Origin of the sequence: Ciceribacter thiooxidans, from assembly GCF_014126615.1 — a bacterium.
Taxonomy (GTDB): domain Bacteria; phylum Pseudomonadota; class Alphaproteobacteria; order Rhizobiales; family Rhizobiaceae; genus Allorhizobium; species Allorhizobium thiooxidans.
This window is the reverse complement of sequence record NZ_CP059896.1, coordinates 1,219,893-1,237,246: the sequence shown is the minus strand read 5'-3', so window position 1 is coordinate 1,237,246 and position 17,354 is coordinate 1,219,893. Positions and strand designations below refer to the sequence as shown.

Annotated in this window: 20 protein-coding genes and 1 tRNA gene; 7 read left to right on the top strand and 14 right to left on the bottom strand. The window is 61.7% G+C overall.

Annotated features, from left to right (window positions below; translation table 11 throughout):
• Positions 1-109 precede the first annotated feature (109 nt).
• The 10 genes from H4I97_RS05765 to H4I97_RS05720 form a co-directional block, all read right to left on the bottom strand.
• A complete protein-coding gene (locus H4I97_RS05765) occupies positions 110-1,456 on the bottom strand; it encodes a diguanylate cyclase (RefSeq protein WP_182306964.1) in 1,347 nt (448 codons plus the stop codon).
• A gap of 109 nt (positions 1,457-1,565) precedes the next feature.
• Positions 1,566-2,390: a response regulator gene (locus tag H4I97_RS05760; protein ID WP_182306963.1), complete on the bottom strand. Its 825-nt coding sequence runs from the start codon at positions 2,388-2,390 to the stop codon at positions 1,566-1,568.
• Positions 2,391-2,578: 188 nt separating this feature from the next.
• Positions 2,579-2,842 (bottom strand): hypothetical protein, encoded by a 264-nt coding sequence (locus H4I97_RS05755; RefSeq protein ID WP_182306962.1) that lies wholly within the window; start codon positions 2,840-2,842, stop codon positions 2,579-2,581.
• A gap of 110 nt (positions 2,843-2,952) precedes the next feature.
• Positions 2,953-4,239, bottom strand: coding sequence for a mechanosensitive ion channel family protein (locus tag H4I97_RS05750; RefSeq protein ID WP_182306961.1), 1,287 nt, complete (start codon positions 4,237-4,239; stop codon positions 2,953-2,955).
• A complete protein-coding gene (locus H4I97_RS05745; RefSeq protein ID WP_182306960.1) occupies positions 4,209-4,811 on the bottom strand; it encodes a hypothetical protein in 603 nt (200 codons plus the stop codon). The genes H4I97_RS05750 and H4I97_RS05745 overlap by 31 nt, the downstream gene beginning before the upstream one ends.
• On the bottom strand, positions 4,811-5,470 hold the full coding sequence (locus H4I97_RS05740) for a hypothetical protein (RefSeq protein ID WP_182306959.1): 660 nt from the start codon (positions 5,468-5,470) through the stop codon (positions 4,811-4,813). The genes H4I97_RS05745 and H4I97_RS05740 overlap by 1 nt, the downstream gene beginning before the upstream one ends.
• Before the next feature lie 454 nt (positions 5,471-5,924).
• Positions 5,925-6,278, bottom strand: coding sequence for a hypothetical protein (locus H4I97_RS05735; RefSeq protein WP_182306958.1), 354 nt, complete (start codon positions 6,276-6,278; stop codon positions 5,925-5,927).
• 148 nt (positions 6,279-6,426) lie between these two features.
• Positions 6,427-6,502: transfer RNA gene (locus tag H4I97_RS05730), tRNA-Lys, on the bottom strand.
• Positions 6,503-6,629: 127 nt separating this feature from the next.
• The gene (locus H4I97_RS05725; protein ID WP_182306957.1) at positions 6,630-7,541 is read right to left on the bottom strand and encodes a PhzF family phenazine biosynthesis protein; all 912 of its coding nucleotides are present in this window, start codon (positions 7,539-7,541) and stop codon (positions 6,630-6,632) included.
• Between the two features lie 67 nt (positions 7,542-7,608).
• The gene (locus H4I97_RS05720) at positions 7,609-8,349 is read right to left on the bottom strand and encodes an NUDIX hydrolase (protein ID WP_182306956.1); all 741 of its coding nucleotides are present in this window, start codon (positions 8,347-8,349) and stop codon (positions 7,609-7,611) included.
• Positions 8,350-8,658: 309 nt separating this feature from the next.
• On the opposite strand from H4I97_RS05720, the gene H4I97_RS05715 reads away from it, so the two are divergent.
• Positions 8,659-10,557 carry a CASTOR/POLLUX-related putative ion channel gene (locus tag H4I97_RS05715; RefSeq protein WP_182306955.1) on the top strand — a complete coding sequence of 633 codons (1,899 nt, stop codon included), beginning with the start codon at positions 8,659-8,661 and terminating at the stop codon, positions 10,555-10,557.
• A 101-nt stretch (positions 10,558-10,658) separates the two neighbouring features.
• Here H4I97_RS05715 and H4I97_RS05710 read toward each other — a convergent pair whose 3' ends face one another.
• A complete protein-coding gene (locus tag H4I97_RS05710; RefSeq protein WP_182306954.1) occupies positions 10,659-11,885 on the bottom strand; it encodes an aminotransferase-like domain-containing protein in 1,227 nt (408 codons plus the stop codon).
• A gap of 119 nt (positions 11,886-12,004) precedes the next feature.
• Positions 12,005-12,643, bottom strand: coding sequence for a TetR/AcrR family transcriptional regulator (locus H4I97_RS05705; RefSeq protein ID WP_182306953.1), 639 nt, complete (start codon positions 12,641-12,643; stop codon positions 12,005-12,007).
• A gap of 69 nt (positions 12,644-12,712) precedes the next feature.
• On the opposite strand from H4I97_RS05705, the gene H4I97_RS05700 reads away from it, so the two are divergent.
• Together H4I97_RS05700 and H4I97_RS05695 are read left to right on the top strand one after the other, a co-directional pair.
• Positions 12,713-13,198 carry a cupin domain-containing protein gene (locus H4I97_RS05700; RefSeq protein WP_182306952.1) on the top strand — a complete coding sequence of 162 codons (486 nt, stop codon included), beginning with the start codon at positions 12,713-12,715 and terminating at the stop codon, positions 13,196-13,198.
• Positions 13,199-13,423: 225 nt separating this feature from the next.
• Positions 13,424-13,798, top strand: a complete 375-nt coding sequence (locus H4I97_RS05695) for a hypothetical protein (protein WP_182306951.1) — start codon at positions 13,424-13,426, stop codon at positions 13,796-13,798.
• A gap of 112 nt (positions 13,799-13,910) precedes the next feature.
• On the opposite strand, the gene ilvC is transcribed toward H4I97_RS05695, so the two are convergent.
• Together ilvC and H4I97_RS05685 are read right to left on the bottom strand one after the other, a co-directional pair.
• Positions 13,911-14,930, bottom strand: coding sequence for a ketol-acid reductoisomerase (gene ilvC / locus H4I97_RS05690; protein WP_182306950.1), 1,020 nt, complete (start codon positions 14,928-14,930; stop codon positions 13,911-13,913).
• 66 nt (positions 14,931-14,996) lie between these two features.
• Positions 14,997-15,635 (bottom strand): TetR/AcrR family transcriptional regulator, encoded by a 639-nt coding sequence (locus tag H4I97_RS05685; protein WP_182306949.1) that lies wholly within the window; start codon positions 15,633-15,635, stop codon positions 14,997-14,999.
• Between the two features lie 511 nt (positions 15,636-16,146).
• Here H4I97_RS05685 and H4I97_RS24755 point away from each other — a divergent pair.
• From H4I97_RS24755 to H4I97_RS05670, 4 genes are all read left to right on the top strand, one after another.
• Complete coding sequence (locus H4I97_RS24755; RefSeq protein ID WP_280527684.1) at positions 16,147-16,275, top strand: hypothetical protein; 129 nt, start codon at positions 16,147-16,149, stop codon at positions 16,273-16,275.
• A 108-nt stretch (positions 16,276-16,383) separates the two neighbouring features.
• A complete protein-coding gene (locus H4I97_RS05680) occupies positions 16,384-16,638 on the top strand; it encodes a hypothetical protein (RefSeq protein WP_182306948.1) in 255 nt (84 codons plus the stop codon).
• Between the two features lie 59 nt (positions 16,639-16,697).
• Positions 16,698-16,928 (top strand): hypothetical protein, encoded by a 231-nt coding sequence (locus tag H4I97_RS05675; RefSeq protein WP_182306947.1) that lies wholly within the window; start codon positions 16,698-16,700, stop codon positions 16,926-16,928.
• 59 nt (positions 16,929-16,987) lie between these two features.
• Positions 16,988-17,227 carry a hypothetical protein gene (locus tag H4I97_RS05670; protein ID WP_182306946.1) on the top strand — a complete coding sequence of 80 codons (240 nt, stop codon included), beginning with the start codon at positions 16,988-16,990 and terminating at the stop codon, positions 17,225-17,227.
• Positions 17,228-17,354 lie beyond the last annotated feature (127 nt).

The window sequence follows — 17,354 nt, the reverse complement described above, 5'->3', positions numbered from 1 at the left end:
GGGGAAGAAGCTCCTGGAGGGTCGTGAACCCTCTATATAGAAACCTCGAGCCGGGATACCACCCCCACCCTCGCCTCATCAGGATGGTCCCTTTCGTGCCCGCCGGCTTTCAGGTTCCGACAGGCTTCAGAGTCAGTTCCTGCAGGATGGCGAGTTCGGAATAGACGCGATTTCGGCCGTACCGTTTGGCGAGATAGAGGAACTGGTCCGCGGCGTTCAAGTAATTGCTGAAGTTCTCGTGCCCTTCGACCTGCGCCACACCGATGGAGGCGGTCACGCCGAGGTCGGCGTCGTCCAGGGCCACCCTGACCTCCGCGATCTGATGGCGCAGCATCTCGCAGAAGTCGCTCGCCTGCTGGATGTCCATGCCGGCCAGCAGGATGCCGAACTCTTCGCCGCCGAGGCGCGCAAGCATGTGGTCCGTATCGTCGAGCGTCTCCCGCAGGCGAGTCGCGACCGCCTTCAGCACGCGGTCGCCGATCTCGTGGCCATAGGTGTCGTTCAACCGCTTGAAGTGGTCGATGTCGAGCATCGCCATGCTGCAGGGCTCGCCTCGGTCGAGACAGGAGGCGACGATCGCCGGGCCCTCGTCGAAAAAATGGCGCCGGTTGCGCAGACCGGTGAGATAGTCGCTGAAGGCCGCCAGCCGCAATTGCCGGATCTGCGACAGCGTCTCGACATTGTGCCCGATCCGACACTGCAATTCCTCGACGACAAAGGGCCGGTAGACGAAATCGTTGGCGCCGGCCTTGAGAAAGCTCGCCGAGAGCAGTCTGTCCGCCGAAGAGGAAATGCCGATGATCCGCACCCGGTCGGACGTGTGCACCCGCCGGATGCGCCGCGTCAGTTCGTAGCCGTCCATATCGGGCATATTGTAGTCGGTGACGACGAGTTCGATGCCCGGGTGCTGCTCGAGCATCGTCATCGCCTCCGTTCCCGTCGATGCCTCGAATACCTGGAACTGTTGCAGCTTCAGGAGATCGGCGAGCATCTTGCGGGCCGAGGGGACATCGTCGACGACGAGAACGCGAACGCTGCGGTTGGCGAGAATCCGGTCCACCGCTGCGATCACCATGTCGATCGCCCGCTCGTTGTTCTTGATGACATAATCGGCGACGCCGCGCGCGACAACGCGCTCGCGCATGTGACGATTGAAGTCTGCAGTGAATACGACGGCGGGAATGTCGTGCTGAACCACCTGATCAAGGATCTGGCCGTCGGGAGAATCGGGCAGGTTCAGATCCACCACCGCCACGTCATATTGCCGCGCACTGACGGCCACTGCATGTCGGAAGTCCTCGGTCGTCGCGCAATGGGTGACCCTGAGGCCATGTTCCTTTTCGAATCGGTGCGACAGGATAGAGGAGAGCGTTCTCGAGTCCTCGATGACCAGAACATGCCCCTTCTTTCGCGAGGAAGGTCTGGTATCCGCAGTCATTTCGGTTGGCAAAGACATTGCTCTTACTTCCATAAGCCGAATGAGTGGCACGACGTCGATAGATGCAGGCATCGGTCGGGCGCTCGCGCACCCGACCCCGTTCTTGTCACTTGCTTGCGGACAGCCCTCAGGGGAGTCTTTGCTGTGCCGCCTTTATCTGTGTCAGGGTGTCGAGATTCTGGTTCACCCGGCAGTAGAACTCCTCATCGATGAACGGCCGCAACATGAAGTCGTTGCCGCCGACCTTGAGGAAACGTGCCGATAGCAGGCGGTCCGTCGAGGAAGACACCCCGATGATCCGCAACTCGTGAGACCCCCTCGCCCCCCTTATCCGTCTCGTCAGCTCGAAGCCGTCGACATCGGGCATGTTGTAATCAGTGATAACCAGCCCGATATCCTGATTTGCCCTAAGTATTTCGAGCGCCTTCGCACCACTTTCCGCCAGACTGACGCGAAAATTGTAGCGTTTCAACCGGCTCGACAACAAAGCCCGCGCCGTCGGACTGTCATCCACAACAAGAACGTGGTGCCGATGATTCGTGAGGAAACGACAAACCGATTCCGCCAGCATTTCAACCGCGAAGATGTTGTCCTTCAAAATATAGTCGACAATGTCCTTGGCGAGCAGTTTTTCGCGCAATTGCTCCTGGAACGTCCCGGTGAAGATGATCGTCGGAATATTGAGGTCGATCAGGTATTCCAGCGCCTCGCCATTCTCGGCTCCGGGCAGGTTTATGTTGGAAATCGCCAGTGTCACCGGCTCGTCCGACAGCTCGTTCGCAGCTTGCAAGTCCTCGAAAGAACGACAGATTTCCACATCGATGTTGAAGAGCTCCTTGAGCCTCGTGCGGATCATCGAGGTAAAGACGTTCGAATCTTCAGCCACGATGATACGCGCGTCCGGAAAAGATTCTCCGGTGTACTGCATGCCCGAAATACCAAGGAAAGTCATGGAGCGCCTTTACTGCTTTTTGTCGACGCAGGACGTTAGACCGAATGGTTTGCGGAACTATTAATTTGCGTCCGTTCGACTGGCGCCCGAGGACAGTCATGCGCTAGCGGAGGAGTGGCATTTGGCCGCTCCTCGCCTTTGACCTCGCAATGGTCCGGAATTGACTTGTCGCGTCGACGACGCGGCCGTCACTTGACGGTAGCCGCACCATCCTTGATCTCGACGGTCTCGCCGCCTTCGAGCCCGATGCGGTCACCGCTCGGAAGTGTCACGAAGCAGCCGGAGGGGCAGAAGCTCTCGGTTTCGCCGGCGTCGACTGCAAGCTCGACGCGCGAGCCGTCCTCGACGACCTGGAGAACCACGGTCGACGATCCGCTGTTGATGACCGTTGCCGCCAGGGCACCGGACGCCATGCATGTCGAAAGGAGAACACTCAGTACCAGTTTCGTCATCGTTTCGCGGCGTCCCGCGGACGCCTCCCCTGCTCATCGTCGGCCTCCGGTCATCCCTTCATCCGACACCCCTCTTTTATCGTGGCCGGCCTGAACGCCGGCTGAACACGCTAGCGCAGCAAACTGCCATTCGTCTCGTCGCCCGGCAAGCCATCGCCACTCATCCCAGGCAAGTCATTGACCGCAGCAAGCATCGGGCCGCCGCTCCCCGGCGTCTCGCCCGGACGTCTTGCGTCGCCGGCGGAGCGCACGTGCAGGTGAACATCCTGCTGCGGGAACGGTATCTCGACACCCTCTGCCCGGAACCGCTCCAGGATCGTGACGTGGATGTCGTTCTTGACGCCGCGGGCATTCAGAACATCGCCGATGAAGAAACAGAGACGGAAATCGAGTGAGGACGCGCCGAAGCCGTCAAAAATGACGAAGGGCTCGGGGTTACGCAGGACACCCTCATGCGTTTGGGCGATTTCTTCGAGGATCGCCATCACCTTTCGCGGATCGCTGTCGTAGCCAACGCCGACCGGGATATCGACGCGACCGAGGCTGTTGCGATGCGTCCAGTTGCCGACGGAGGCGTTGATGAGCTCGGAGTTCGGCACGATGATCGACTGACGCTGGAACGTTTCGATCTCGGTTGCCCGTACCGAGATGCGCCGCACGAAGCCCTCCGTGGTGCCGGTCGCGACCCAGTCACCGACCTTGAACGGCCGCTCCGCCAGAAGGATAAGCCCGGAGACGAAATTCGACACGATGTTCTGAAGCCCGAAACCGATGCCGAGCGAGAGCGCACCGGCAACGAGCGCCAGGCTCGAGAGGTCGATGCCGGCGGCGGAGACACCGATGAGCCCTGCAAGCGCGGTACCGAGATAGCCGATCGCAGTGCGCACCGAATTGCGCACACCGGGGTCGACCTGCGAGCGGGCCATGATGCTGCCGTCCAGCCACTTCTGGAACCACCGAGTTCCGACAAGCCCGAGAACGAAGAGCAGGATACCGCCGAGGATGCCGAACACCGAGATCTGGATGCTGCCGACATTGACCTCGGTGAACATGGTGAAGAGCCATGCCTCGATGTCGCGTGGCTGGAAGCCCCAGGACATCAGGATCAGCGGAATGCCGATCGACAAGGCAAACAGATAGATCAGCAGGCCTGCAGCCATGCCGGTCTGGTCGAGTGCCACGGGATTGAGCATGAAGCGGCGCTCGAGATAGCGGCCGACCCGCGTGTCGCCGAAGCGATCCGGTTCCGAGATCGCCTTGCCCGACAGGATGCCTATATACATCGTCACGACCACCGCCCCGTTGACGATGATCTGCGTTGCGAGGAAGCGGGCGAGCCCGACATAGCCGACGACACTCAGGAAGATCAGCCCGAGACCGACCAGACGCAACGACATCGCAACCCATTTCGGCCACGGACGCCCCGGTGCCCGGGTGTCGCCGGTCTCGGCGACGATCGGGTCATGAAGGAAACGGCGAAGATGATGAAGCCGACCAGCGTCGACGACAGGAAGCTCTTGAACACCGTCAGCACGACCGGCGAGCCAAGCGACTCGCTGATGGTGCCGAAGACATAGTCGAGCCCGTTGATCACCGCCATCAGCAGAACGGCCGTCACCAGGTGGCGCGCGCCGCGATCGGAAACCCGGATCAGCCGCCAGGTCGGCGCCTTCGGTGCAAGGACCGCCTGCGTGAGAAGTCCGACGAAAACCACGAGCCCCGCGAAGGCGAAGGTGACGGCCATCATCGGGGCGACGTCCTGACGGAGGACCTTGAACGTGTCGAGGAAGAAATAGCTCGCGGCCAGGAAGACGCAGAGCGCCAGCGTCGGCAGGATGGTCGACCAGAACGCGACCGACAGGCGGCTCATATAGGTCGGCGCCTCGGTGGCCTGGTCACGCTTGATCAGCCGGCCGAACAGACGATATTCGACGAACATCAGCACGAGAGCGAGCGAGAGCGACAACATCACGGCAATGCCGAGGGGGCGCGCTTGAACTTCAGGATGAACGTCACCCAGCTTCCGAGCGTGCGCTTGAAATCCGAAGCCTCCGCCACGAACGAACTCGCTGCCTGGGAGAAGACCTCCGCCGAAATCTCGGTATGGGCGAACAGCTGCTCGGCAAAGAGCTCGCGACGCATCCTGGTGATGGCGTTGGAAAGCTCCGACGCCTTGATCGAGATGTCCTCCGCCTGCCCCGTCAGCGTGTTGACCTCCAGCCGGTTGGCGGTGAGCTTGTGGCGTTCCTGCGTGACTTCCTCTGCTTCCGCCGGCTGCCCGTCCTTCGGCGGTTCGCCGAGCTGATCCAGCCGCGACTTGATCTCGTTCAGGCGCGGGCGCAGGTCGACGGAGACTTTCAGGACGTCGCGGATCAGCGAATCGACCCTGACCTTGATGTCGGTCAGCGCGGCGTCGTCACTTGCCCGACGCTCGACCTCCGCCGAGAGCGCATCGAGCCGCGTCCTCAGGCTCGCGATCTGGTCAGCAGCCTTCTGCTCCATTGTTTCCTGCTGCGAAACTGGCGGCTGCTGGGCATGCGCAATCACCGTCCCTACGAGCGGCAGGGAAGAACCACCCGCACCTGCCGTCAGGAAGAGGAGGAGGAAGAGAAAACGAAGAAACGGCAAGGCCTGTCCTTACTCGGCTGGTGGCGAAACGTCGCGGACCATAGTACCTGACGCCACGAAAGAAAAGAAACGGCGCCGCGAACCCGGCAAATCCAAGGCCCCGCGAAAAACACGGGGGAGAATCAGGACAGGAGAAGCCAGCAACTACCGGAACGAGGTTATCCACAGTTATCCACAGGCAAAATCCGCAGATTCGAGGAAAATTGCAGGAACGAGGCGTGAACAGGCGCCAGCAAACGAGAACATAAGGCGATCAACGGCTGCCGATCATGATCGCACGAGCGATGGCGCCCTGCGACGACACCTGGACGCAAAAAGGGGCGGCAGATCGCCACCCCCTGAAATTCCGCATTTCTGCAGCTATAAGCCGTATCTCTCCGCCCCGCGTTCCCCGATCGAATGCCGGGACGGCACGGAACCGGGAGGCGATATCTCAGCCTCCCTTTGCAGCCGATCAGTCATCGCCGCCGTCGTGATCGCCGCCATCGTGATCGCCGCCGCCGCCGTGGTCGCCACCGTCGTGGTCGCCGCTGTCATGATCGCCACTGTCATGATCACCGCTGCCATGATCGCCGCCGTGATCGTCATCGCCGCTATCGTCCGAGCCGTTATGGTGGTCGTCGGTACCGTTCACGTCATCGTCGGTGCCGTTGTCGTCATTGCTGGCCATGTCATGGCTGCCGCTGGACGAAGATGCGAGACCGAGACATGCGGCAACCGTTGCGCAACCGCCGGCGTGGGCCGGGCCGGAGGCTAGGGCCGAAGCCATCAGGGTGAGCATTGCGGTGGTTGCCAGAAACTTCTTCATTTTTTGTGCACTCCTCGTTGAACACGGGAGCGGTTATAAGGCGCAGAAGCTGACAGATAGCTGACCGGAAAACATACAATTCTTCATACCTGTCGATTTTTCGTTCTCGACGGCATTATGAAAGCAAAACCGGCTTCATGAAGAAGAATGGTGGGTGATGTAGGGCTCGAACCTACGACCCGCTGATTAAGAGTCAGCTGCTCTACCAACTGAGCTAATCACCCGACCGTTACGCCGTCTGGCGGCGTGAGGGGGCGTATAAACAGGATCGGAGAACTTGTCCAGCGCCCAGGCGAAAAAACTTGCCGCTCCGGCGGAAAAAATTCACATACCCAACCTAACCGGTTGTTTTCACAACTCTAAGGACCCGGACGCCACGCGCACCGCCTGCCCGCCGATGCGCGCCCGTGCAATTTCGCCGTCGGCGATGTCGATATGGAGGTGGATATAGGAGGGCCTTCCCATTTCCACCCCCTGCTCGACCATCAGTGGATGATGACCATCGGGCAGCGCATCGAAATGGTGGATCGCGCCGGAGAGTGCTGCAACCGCCGAACCCGTCGCCGGATCCTCGCCAATGCCCATGTCGGCGCTGAACATGCGGGCGTGGAACTTCGCTCCGTGATGAATGCCGCCACGGCAGTAGACATAGGCCGAAGCAAGCCCTCCCTCCGCAAACGGCGCGATTCTCTCCCAGAACTGCGGATCGAAATCGACCCTCTCGACCGCACCGATATTCTGGAGGGGGATCATGATGAACGGAACGCCGGCGCTCCAGAGCGAGGGCACGTGATTCTCGAACCCGATCTGCTGCGGCTTGAGAGAGAGCGCCTCGGCAAGCGCCTGGCGGTCGAAGGCAAGATCGATCCGGGTCGACGTGCGCGGCAGGTCGAATTCGGCGAAGGTCGCCTCGCCTTCGCGCAGCCTGACGGCGCAGCGCACCGGGCCGACATTTTCCTCGAGCACGGAGACGAGCTCGGTCGCGCCGTTTGCCCCTTCCCTCTCGGCGAGCGCGACCGCCGTGCCTACGGTCGGGTGCCCTGCGAAGGGTAGCTCCCGCGCCGGCGTGAAGATGCGGATACGGGCGGTATGGGTGGGATTTGCAGCCGGCATCACGAAGACCGTCTCGGACAGATTCGTCTCGCGGGCGATCGCCTGCATTTCGAGATCGGTCAATCCTTCGCCGTCGAAGACGACACAAAGCGGATTGCCTGCAAGCCTGCTGTCGGTAAACACGTCATAGATGCAGTATCGCCGCACCAATCTCTCTCCTCGCCGCATTCGTCGCCCGCACACTGCCCCAGCCGCCGCGCAGGCGCAAGCGACCGCGTCAGCGGTCCCCGGCGAAGAACCAGTCGATGAGCGGCAACATGGCGGCGGCGTAAGGATGTGCGGTCGGATCGGGCGAGCGAATTGCGACGGCGCCGGCGATCTCCGCACGTTCTTCGCCGCGCATGTGCTCCTCTATGCGGGCCACCAGTTCGCGGGCGCTCTCCTGCAAGTGGAAGAACCGATAGACCGTCACCCGTCGCCGCTGGTGGCTGGCAAACAGCTCGTTGTCGGTGTCGTCCGCGGAGAGTTCGAGGCCTGTCTCTTCCCTGACTTCGCGCAGCATGTTGCCGAGAAGATCGCAGTAACCGTCGACGACGTCGCCGTCGTCGAGCGAGCCTGCAGCGCAATAGACCTGCCCAGGATTGGCAGTGTGTTCGGACATCCTGACGGCGATGATCGCACCGTCCGACGAGACGAGCACCGGGAAGCCGAAGAGATGGAAGCCGCTCGTCGGCGCCGGCCGGCTGCGCCACCAGAGGAACGTCGAATAGGGAATGATGTGCCCCGTCCCGCGGATCGCTCCGTCCTCAAAACCCAGGCGCCGCTGGAACACGATCTTTCCGTCGAACAGAGCCGGATTGCGCAAGACCTCCTCGCGCCAGTTGCGTGCCGCCGCCTCCCGTTCCGCCAGATGAAAGGGATGGTCCCCCGGTTCCACCGCAAGCGTGACCTGCCGGACCGGAAAGAGCGTCTTCTCCGGTGGCCACATGAGTTCAGAACGATCCGGGACAAGGTTCATTTTACAAAATCCTGAAGTCGCAGACACGAGTTGGCGCTGACACCGTCCACGCCGGCCGAGGCAGGACGACCCAAAAGGATACGTCCGAGCGGAAGGTGATGAGGCCGCGACCAATTGTCAAATCGCCCGCCACTGCACACCGTGGCCGGACCATCGATCCGTCCAGCCTTCACAAGGCGAGCGGACAAATACACACGGGTCCCGGACTTTTATTGGGCCGAGATCGCCCCGGAGCAGCTATCCTGTTGATGTGAGGCGGTAATTTCTGCGACTACCATCGCCATACTACAAAGGGGCGAAGGCATAAGCATGAAGACGAACACCAACTGGCGGGCGCGGTTGCGCTACGAATTCGACAAGAGCATGGCGGCAGGAGCCGTCGCGCTGATCGGCTGGCTGGCGCTCGTCTCGCTCGTTGTAATCATCATCGCCGCCGCCTTTCTCTCCCTGACCGGGGTCGGTCCCGACGACGGCTCGCCGGTGACCTTCATCGAGGCGGCGTGGGAATCGCTGATGCGCACCATGGACGCCGGTGCGATGGGCGCAGACCAAGGCTGGAGCTTCCGCGGGGTGTCGCTCGTCGTCACCTTCGCCGGCATCTTCGTCTTCTCGGCCCTGATCAGCGTGATCAGTTCCGGCCTCGAGGGCAAGCTCGATGAACTGCGCAAGGGCCGTTCCCATGTGATCGAGAACGACCACACCATCATTCTCAACTGGTCGGCCTCGGTCTTCGACATCATCTCCGAGCTCGTCATCGCCAACCAGAGCCGCAAGCGCGCCCGCATCGTCATCATGGCCGACAAGGATAAGGTGGAAATGGAAGAGGAGATCGCCGCCAAGGTCGGCGATCTCAAGAATACCAAGATCATCTGCCGCAGCGGCGACCCGACGGATCTCTATGACCTCGGCATTTTGAGCCCGCAGACCTCGCGATCGGTGATCGTGCTCTCCCCCGATTCGGACGATCCGGACTCGCAGGTCATCAAGACGGTGCTCGCCCTCGTCAACGATCCGAATCGCCGCACGGCCCCCTACAAGATCGCCGCCGAGATCCGCGACGCGGGCAATGCGGAGGTCGCGACGATCGTCGGTGGACGCGAAATGCAGCTCGTACTCGCCGACGACCTGATTTCGCGGATCGTCGTCCATTCCAGCCGCCAGGCCGGCCTCAGCGCCGTCTATTCGGAACTCCTCGACTTCGACGGATGCGAGATCTACACGCTCGACCAGCCGGAACTCGCAGGCAAGCCGTTCGGCGCCGCCGTGATGTCCTACGACGTTTCGACGCTGATCGGGCTCTGCGACACGGAAGGCAAGGTGCACCTCAACCCGTCGCCAAACCGCGTCTTCGAGCCCTGCGAGAAGGCGATCATTATTGCCGAAGACGATGCCTCGATCAGGATATCGTCCACCCCGGCCGTTTGCGCCAAGGAGGCGATTCTGCCCGTCGTCGCGCGAGAGCGCCGTCCGGAGCGAACGCTCATTCTCGGCTGGAACCGGCGCGGCCCGCTGATTGCGACGGAACTCGCCCGCTACGTCGCTCCCGGCTCGCTGCTGACGATCGCTGCGAACACGCCGGAGTTCGAGCGAGAGGCCGCCTCGCTCGCCGTCGCCGGGTCTCTCACCGTCGAATACCAGGTCGTTGACACGAGTAGCCGTGCCGCACTCGATGCGCTCGACGTTCCGTCCTACGACCACGTCCTCGTGCTCGGCTACAGCGACGATATGAGCGCCCAGTCGGCCGACACCCGCACCTTGATTACCCTGCTGCAGCTTCGCAAGATTGCGGAACGGGCCGGCCGACATATCAGTGTCGTCAGCGAGATGATCGACGTGCGCAACCGCGAGCTCGCGGAAGTGACCCGCGCGGACGATTTCGTCGTCAGCAACAAGCTGGTCAGCCTGATGCTCGCGCAGGCCTCGGAGAACGAGTACATGGCGGCGATCTTCGGCGAGCTGCTCGACGAGGAAGGATCGGAAATCTACCTCCGCCCGCTGTCGGACTATGTCGCGATCGACAGGCCGGTGAACTTCCACACGATCGCGCTCTCGGCGCTGCGCCGCGGCGAAGTTGCGATCGGCTACCGGCGACAGCGCGAGAACGATCCCGACGAGCGCAATCTCGGCGGCGTTACGGTCAATCCGAACCGCACGGAGATGATCTCGTTCGACAACAAAGACATGGTGATCGTGCTCGCCCGCGACTGACGGACGACGGCACCCCCGCGGTTTTTGGCAACGTCCCGCATGACAAAGGAAAGGCCCGCCGTCTCCTGCGGGCCATTGTCGCGTTCATCCGACGGAAGGGCTCAGGCCGCTGCCGAGACCGCGCCGCCGATCAGCCCCCCGAGCCGCTTTATGCCCTCGTCGATCATCGCCTCGTTTGCGCAGGAGAAGGAGAGCCGGATGGTGTTGGTGCCCGAACGGTCGGCGAAGAAAGCCTGGCCGGGCACGAAAGCCACCTTTTCCGTCTCGACGGAGCGGGCGAGCAATGCCGCTCCATCCATGCTTTCCGGCAAGGTGACCCAAATGAACATGCCGCCCTCGGGCCTGGTCCAGGTCGTACCGGCGGGCATATAGCGGCCGAGTGCTGCGAGCATGGCGTTGCGGCGGGCGCTGTAGGCCGACTTGATCTTGGCGACCTGCTCATTGAAATAGCGCTCGGCGACATGGGCGATGGCGATCTGGTTGATCGTCGAGGAATGCAGGTCCGCCGCCTGCTTCATCAGGACGAGCTTGCGGATGACCGGCATCGCGGCGACGACGTAGCCGACCCGCAGGCCCGGCGCCAGCGTCTTGGAAAAACTGCCGCAATAGATCGTGCGCGTGTTTTCGATCGAGCCCTTGCGGGCGATGTCGAGCGACAGGATCGGCGGGATCGCCTCTCCCTCGTAGCGCAAATGCTGATAGGCGGCATCCTCGATGACCGCGATGTCGAGCTCCCCGGCCATGTCGAGAAGACGCTCGCGTCCGGCGCGGTCGACCGTCTCTCCGGTCGGGTTGGCGAAGTCGGATGAAAGATAGGCGAACTTCACCTCGCCGCCCGCCTTTTGTGCCGCCGCCTGGTAGCTCTCGGGCGTCCGGTTGCCGGAAAGCGAGAGCTGGTCGAAGGTCGGCTCATAGGCGTTGAAGGCCTGCAGCGCGCCGAGATAGGTCGGCCACGTGACGAGTGCAGTGTCCTTCGGCGAGAGGAAGAGCTTGCCGATGTAGTCGAGGGCTTGCTGCGAACCCGAGGTGATGAAGATGTTGTCGGCCGTGCAGTCGATGCCGATCCGGCCCATCTCGCTCTGAAGCCATTCACGCAGCGGCTTGTAGCCTTCGCTCACGGAGTATTGCAGCGCTGCGCCCACGCCTTCTCCCGCGAAGACGTCGGCATAGGCTGCCTTGAAGTGCTCATCGGGAAAGAGCTTCGGATCGGGAATCCCGCCCGCGAACGAAATGATGTCCGGCTTGTCCAGCAGTTTCAGCAGTTCACGGATTTCCGACGCACGCATCCGCGACGAGCGCGTCGCGAAGATCGATTCCCAGTTCAGCATGGGCGTTTCCTCGGTATGTTCTGGAGATACGAGAAGATCACCGATGCATCGTTAAGTCAATAATGCTGACCTATATTGCGAAACAACAAAAGCAATCGACTCGTGATCGGAAACGCGGCCTACCGCGGGCCATGCGACGCCCCCTCTCCCGCTGTTTCGACCGCCCCACCCAACGCACCCGCGAGCAAAGCCTTTGCCGCCCATAGGACGACTTCTTGGGCCTCGCCGGGTTTGAGGTCGCAGACATCCCTCAGAACCACAAGCGTTTCAATCCCGGTCATCAGGGCCAGGCCGTGAACCAGCCGTCGAAATTCGTCAGGCGGAAGCGTCTGTCGTAGAGGCTCGAGCGCGGCGGTCAGCCATGCAATGCGACGCGCACCTCTCTTGGCCTCACCCTTGCCGCCGACGCTGCTTGCCAGCAGCGCCCTGAACATCGCTTCGTTCGTCTCCACCATGTCATAGACCTGCCGGACGACGCTCTCCACCCGCAGCGGCACCGAGACAACTCCGTCGCCCTCCTTCGGAAGTTCGATGCTTATGCCACGTGCCACCGCGTCTAGCGCTGCCTCGCGGACCATATCTTCCGGGGTCGAGAAATAGCGGTAGGCAGTCGCCCGGGAGATGCCGGCATGGTCGGCCACCTCGGCGACCGACGGCTGCTGCCCCTTCGCAGTCAGGTCCTGTGCGGCGCGTAGCAACTCGGCGCGCGTACGACGCTTCTGGTTTACGCGTTCGAAACTTTTCTCTTGACCAGTCATTCCCACCTCTTTATGAGACAACAATCTCATTACGATGCAAATGTACCATAAAGACGGGAGAACGCAACGATGGATGACACAGTTCAGAATCCGGACGGCACGACCGCCGCCTCGCAGACGCTTCACTTTCTCGGAAATCTTCTCACCTTCCGTGCGCGGTCGGCCCAGACCGGCGGCAGTTTCTCCCTCGCGGAGTGCCTGACGGCGCCGGGTGCCGGTTCACCGCCCCATACGCAAAAGGACGAGGAAGCCTTTCTGGTCATCGACGGACAGTTCGAGTTCATGCTCAGTGGAGAAATGCGCATCTGCGGACCGGGCGATTTTGTCCATGTCGCGCCGGATACGCCACACGCCTTCCGCAACCCCGGTGACAGGCCGGCGAGAATGCTGATCATCAACCTGCCGGGCGGCTTCCATGAAGGCTTCTTCGACGCAGTCGGCGACGTCGTCGATCCGGCGACGACAAGCTTTCCGCCGATGTCGCCTCCCGACATCGCGACGATTGCAGCCGCGGCATCACGTTACGAGATCGAGCTTCTGCCGCCGTCAACCTGACCGGCGATGTCATCTGCCGGGCGAGCGAGTTAGGGAAGTTTTAGGAAGCGCAGAAGACTGTCGACGGCTATTTGCCCAGCCGGGGCCACCGGCCCTCTTGAAAATTGTCAATCTCGCAAGCGGGACGAAGACGTCCCTAAAACCTTGTTGTACAGTAAAAATCCGGGGGTCGGTGAGCAGAGGGGATCCTGCGGCGCCTCCGCAAGAAAAGGAGAGGAAATCGCAATGCGTGGACTACCGTTCTTCTGCCTGGCAAGCGCCAGCCTCTATGCTCTCGTCGCAATGTCGCTCGGCATCTACATGGGAGCGAGCCACGATCACGTGCTCGCCCCCGCTCACGCCCACCTCAACCTCGTCGGCTGGGTTTCGGTGGCCGTCTACGGTCTCTACTATCACGCCGTGCCCGCCGTCGCCGAAACACGGCTGGCAAAGATCCATGTCGCGACCGCCACGTTGGGCGTCCTGCTGCTCGCACCCGGCATTGCGCTCGCAGTCCTCGGCATCACGGAAGGCCTGGCCTCGATTGGCTCGCTGGTGACCATCCTGTCGATGCTGCTGTTCGTGGCCGTGATCTTCACCAACCGCGCCAAGGCCGCTTGACGGACGGCTCGCCGCAGGTGCGGATAAACCTGCCTTTCACAAGACAACAAAAGGCCGGGGAGGTCGCCCTCCCCGGCCTTTCATTCATTGGCCCGTTATAGGCGAAAGCCGATTAGTTCTTCGCCTTGTCGACGAGCTTGTTCTTGCCGATCCACGGCATCATGCCGCGCAGCTTTTCGCCGACTTCCTCGATCTGGTGCTTGTCGTTCATGCGGCGGATGCCCTTGAAGCGGGCAGCGCCCGAATGCCATTCCTGCATCCATTCGGAAGTGAACTTGCCTGTCTGGATGTCATGCAGGACGCGCTTCATTTCGGCCTTGGTTTCAGCCGTGATGATGCGCGGGCCGGTGACGTATTCGCCCCACTCGGCGGTGTTCGAGATCGAGTAGTTCATGTTGGCGATACCGCCTTCATAGATCAGGTCGACGATCAGCTTCACTTCGTGCAGGCACTCGAAATAGGCCATTTCCGGAGCGTAGCCGCCTTCGACCAGCGTTTCGAAGCCGGCGCGGATGAGTTCGACCAGACCGCCGCAGAGAACGACCTGTTCGCCGAAGAGGTCGGTTTCGCATTCTTCCTGGAAGGTGGTTTCGATGATGCCCGAACGGCCGCCGCCGACGCCGCAGGCGTAGGAGAGCGCGAGTTCAAGCGCATTGCCGGAGGCGTTCTGGTGAACGGCGACCAGGCACGGCACGCCGCCGCCCTTCTGGTATTCGCCGCGGACCGTGTGGCCCGGGCCCTTCGGCGCGATCATCACGACGTCGATGGAGGCCTTCGGCTCGATCAGGCCGAAGTGGACGTTGAGGCCGTGGGCGAAGGCGATCGCCGCGCCGTCACGGATGTTCGGGGCGATTTCCGACTTGTAGATGCCGGCCTGGAGTTCGTCCGGGGTCGCCATCATCATCAGGTCGGCCCAGCCGGCCGCTTCGGCAACCGTCATGACCTTGAAGCCATCGGCTTCGGCCTTCTTGGCGGTCGCGGAGCCCGCCTTGAGGGCGATGGCGACGTTCTGCGCACCGGAATCCTTGAGGTTCAGCGCATGGGCGCGGCCCTGGCTGCCGTAGCCGATGATGGCAACCTTCTTCGACTTGATGAGGTTCAAGTCGGCATCACGATCGTAATAGACGCGCATTGTCTTTCCTTCCCTATGCTTTGTCCGTTTGTACCTGTTTGTATCCGGCGGCCCTTCGGAAAATCCTCAGTCCGCCAGCATCTTCTCCGTGCCGTAGAGCGTCAGGAAGGACGAAATCGCCTTCGCCGCCCGGGCTCCGAAATTTTCTATGTCCGGCTTTTCGCCGAGCAGCATGCGAACATGCATGTCCGAGACGATCAAACCGTAAAGCGTCCGGTACGCCTCTTCGCCGTCAAAAAAGCGCAGCAGGCCATCCCGCTGTCCGCTCTCCAGAAGCGCGCGCGCCCGTCGGTCGATCTGTCGCCGTCCGCGTTCGAGCAACATCCGGCCGAGCTTCGATCCGTCGCGACTTGTCTGGCCGATCGCCAGCCGGTTGAGCGCCAGCGACACGTCGCCCGCGAGAACGCCCAGAAGATCGCGGGCGAAGAGCTCGAGATGCTGCGTCAGGCTTTCTGCGGTCAGTCGCTCGCCGGATCGTTCGAAGGTCCGCACCTTGCTCGCCTGATACGAGATCATCGCGGAAAGCAAGCCGTCGCGATCGCCGAACCACTTGTAGAGGCTCTCCTTCGAACAATTGGCCGCGCGCGCCAGGCCGGCGGTGGTCAAGGCCTTGTCGCCGCCTTCGACGAGAAGACGCAACGCCTCGGCCAGCACGGCGCTCTGGCGCGGCGTGAACTCGGTGGACGTGGAGTCGTCGGTCTGCAAGGCTGGCCTCCCTAAAGTACCGTACTGTACGGTACTGAATTTATCTACCGACTCCCCTTCGTCGCGTCAAGGGGCACGTCCGTGCGCACCGCCCGCACCGGAAACCCATGAATGAGAATGGGTTTCGCAGTCACATTAAGTTGAGGTCGATTTGCAAGAAATCGCACATATCCCACAACGGTACGCATGCAGCTCATCTATAAGCCATTATTTCTAAAAGATTTTCGCTTCAAGGGGTCGGAGACGACTTGGTTCACGGGATCGAACCAATCGGTTCTATGTTGCACAATTCGATCTTGTAAACGCAGACGACTGGCGCCAGATATCTCTCATCGAACCGACGAGTTCGATAAACGAAGCTAACGAGTTCGAGAAGCGAAGCTAAGGAGTTGACATGAAGACGCTCGTCGCACCGACAGCTCCAGCCCCCTCCCAGGCGGGTGCTGCGGTTTTCGCGATCGGACCGATACCCGGCGGCATCACCTTTAGCGGACAAATCTCCGCTCATTAGGTGGCATCGGCCGGTTCGAACTTCCAGTACCCCTTCTTCGCCGCGAGCGGCGATCAGGCGCTGGATGTCCACCATGTGAATACCGACCGCAAGGTCGCGTTGGTCGCCCGCACCTACGTCGACGAGTGACCACTCATCATTGCGAACGGACGATCTCCGCCCGTCGCCACAATCACAGGTATACGCCTTGCGAACGAATTACCCGCATGGCGGAAACAAGTAAAAAGGAATGACATCATGAAGACCATCATTGCAGCAGCCGCCGTCCTCGCCTCCCTCGCCACCTCCGCCTTTGCGCTCGAGCCGACCAACGGCCGCACCGTCTCCGGAGAACCCCAGGCGAGCTACGAAAAGGCTCCGGCCGGCACCAGCATCTTCTACACGGGCTCCATCAGCAACAAGGACCGTGACGACTACAGCAAGCAGAACCGCGTCGATTACCGGTCCATGAATGACCGCAGCGCCCCGGCGCTGGAGCCCAGCCACGACTGATTTGCTTCATGCGGGAAAACTGCCCGCGCGACTGAAACAACTGAAAAAGGAATGACCTCATGAAGACCATCATTGCAGCAGCCGCCGTCCTCGCCTCCCTCGCCACTTCCGCCTTTGCGCTCGAGCCGACCAACGGCCGCACCGTCTCCGGCGAACCCCAGGCGAGCTATGAGCAGGCACCGGCCGGCACCAGCATCTTCTACACGGGCTCCATCAGCAACCAGAACCGTGACGACTACCGGACGGCGGACGCCCACGGCGCCACGTCGCTGGAGCCCAGCCACAACTGATTTGTCTCATGCGGGAGAACTGCCCGCATGACTGAAACAAGTGAAAAAGGAATGAGATCATGAAAACCATCGTTGCAACAGCAGCCGTCCTCGCCTCTCTCGCCACCTCCGCCTTTGCGCTCGAGCCGACCAACGGTCGTACCGTTTCCGGCGAACCCCAGGCGAGCTACGAGCAGGCACCGGCCGGCACCAGCATCTTCTACACCGGCTCAATCAGCAACCAGAGCCGTGACGACTATCGGACCATGAACGACCGCAGCGGCACGTCGCTCGAGCCCAGCCACGGCCACGACAACTGATCTCTCCCCGGTCTGAATTGGCCCACGGCCCCGGAGCGCAAGCTTCGGGGCCCAAATATGTTGGCAGCGCTTCGTCCCAGTTTTGGCGTTTGGTGGCGCGCCGGTTCCGCGCTATGGCTTCTCCCCG

Coding starts and splice junctions, on each gene's coding strand:
- H4I97_RS05765 (WP_182306964.1), bottom strand. CDS start 1,456: ATGTCTTTGCCAACCGAAATGACTGCGGATACCAGACCTTCCTCGCGA.
- H4I97_RS05760 (WP_182306963.1), bottom strand. CDS start 2,390: ATGACTTTCCTTGGTATTTCGGGCATGCAGTACACCGGAGAATCTTTT.
- H4I97_RS05755 (WP_182306962.1), bottom strand. CDS start 2,842: ATGACGAAACTGGTACTGAGTGTTCTCCTTTCGACATGCATGGCGTCC.
- H4I97_RS05750 (WP_182306961.1), bottom strand. CDS start 4,239: ATGTCGTTGCGTCTGGTCGGTCTCGGGCTGATCTTCCTGAGTGTCGTC.
- H4I97_RS05745 (WP_182306960.1), bottom strand. CDS start 4,811: ATGTTGTCGCTCTCGCTCGCTCTCGTGCTGATGTTCGTCGAATATCGT.
- H4I97_RS05735 (WP_182306958.1), bottom strand. CDS start 6,278: ATGAAGAAGTTTCTGGCAACCACCGCAATGCTCACCCTGATGGCTTCG.
- H4I97_RS05720 (WP_182306956.1), bottom strand. CDS start 8,349: ATGAACCTTGTCCCGGATCGTTCTGAACTCATGTGGCCACCGGAGAAG.
- H4I97_RS05715 (WP_182306955.1), top strand. CDS start 8,659: ATGAAGACGAACACCAACTGGCGGGCGCGGTTGCGCTACGAATTCGAC.
- H4I97_RS05710 (WP_182306954.1), bottom strand. CDS start 11,885: ATGCTGAACTGGGAATCGATCTTCGCGACGCGCTCGTCGCGGATGCGT.
- H4I97_RS05705 (WP_182306953.1), bottom strand. CDS start 12,643: ATGACTGGTCAAGAGAAAAGTTTCGAACGCGTAAACCAGAAGCGTCGT.
- H4I97_RS05700 (WP_182306952.1), top strand. CDS start 12,713: ATGGATGACACAGTTCAGAATCCGGACGGCACGACCGCCGCCTCGCAG.
- H4I97_RS05695 (WP_182306951.1), top strand. CDS start 13,424: ATGCGTGGACTACCGTTCTTCTGCCTGGCAAGCGCCAGCCTCTATGCT.
- ilvC (WP_182306950.1), bottom strand. CDS start 14,930: ATGCGCGTCTATTACGATCGTGATGCCGACTTGAACCTCATCAAGTCG.
- H4I97_RS05680 (WP_182306948.1), top strand. CDS start 16,384: ATGAAGACCATCATTGCAGCAGCCGCCGTCCTCGCCTCCCTCGCCACC.
- H4I97_RS05675 (WP_182306947.1), top strand. CDS start 16,698: ATGAAGACCATCATTGCAGCAGCCGCCGTCCTCGCCTCCCTCGCCACT.
- H4I97_RS05670 (WP_182306946.1), top strand. CDS start 16,988: ATGAAAACCATCGTTGCAACAGCAGCCGTCCTCGCCTCTCTCGCCACC.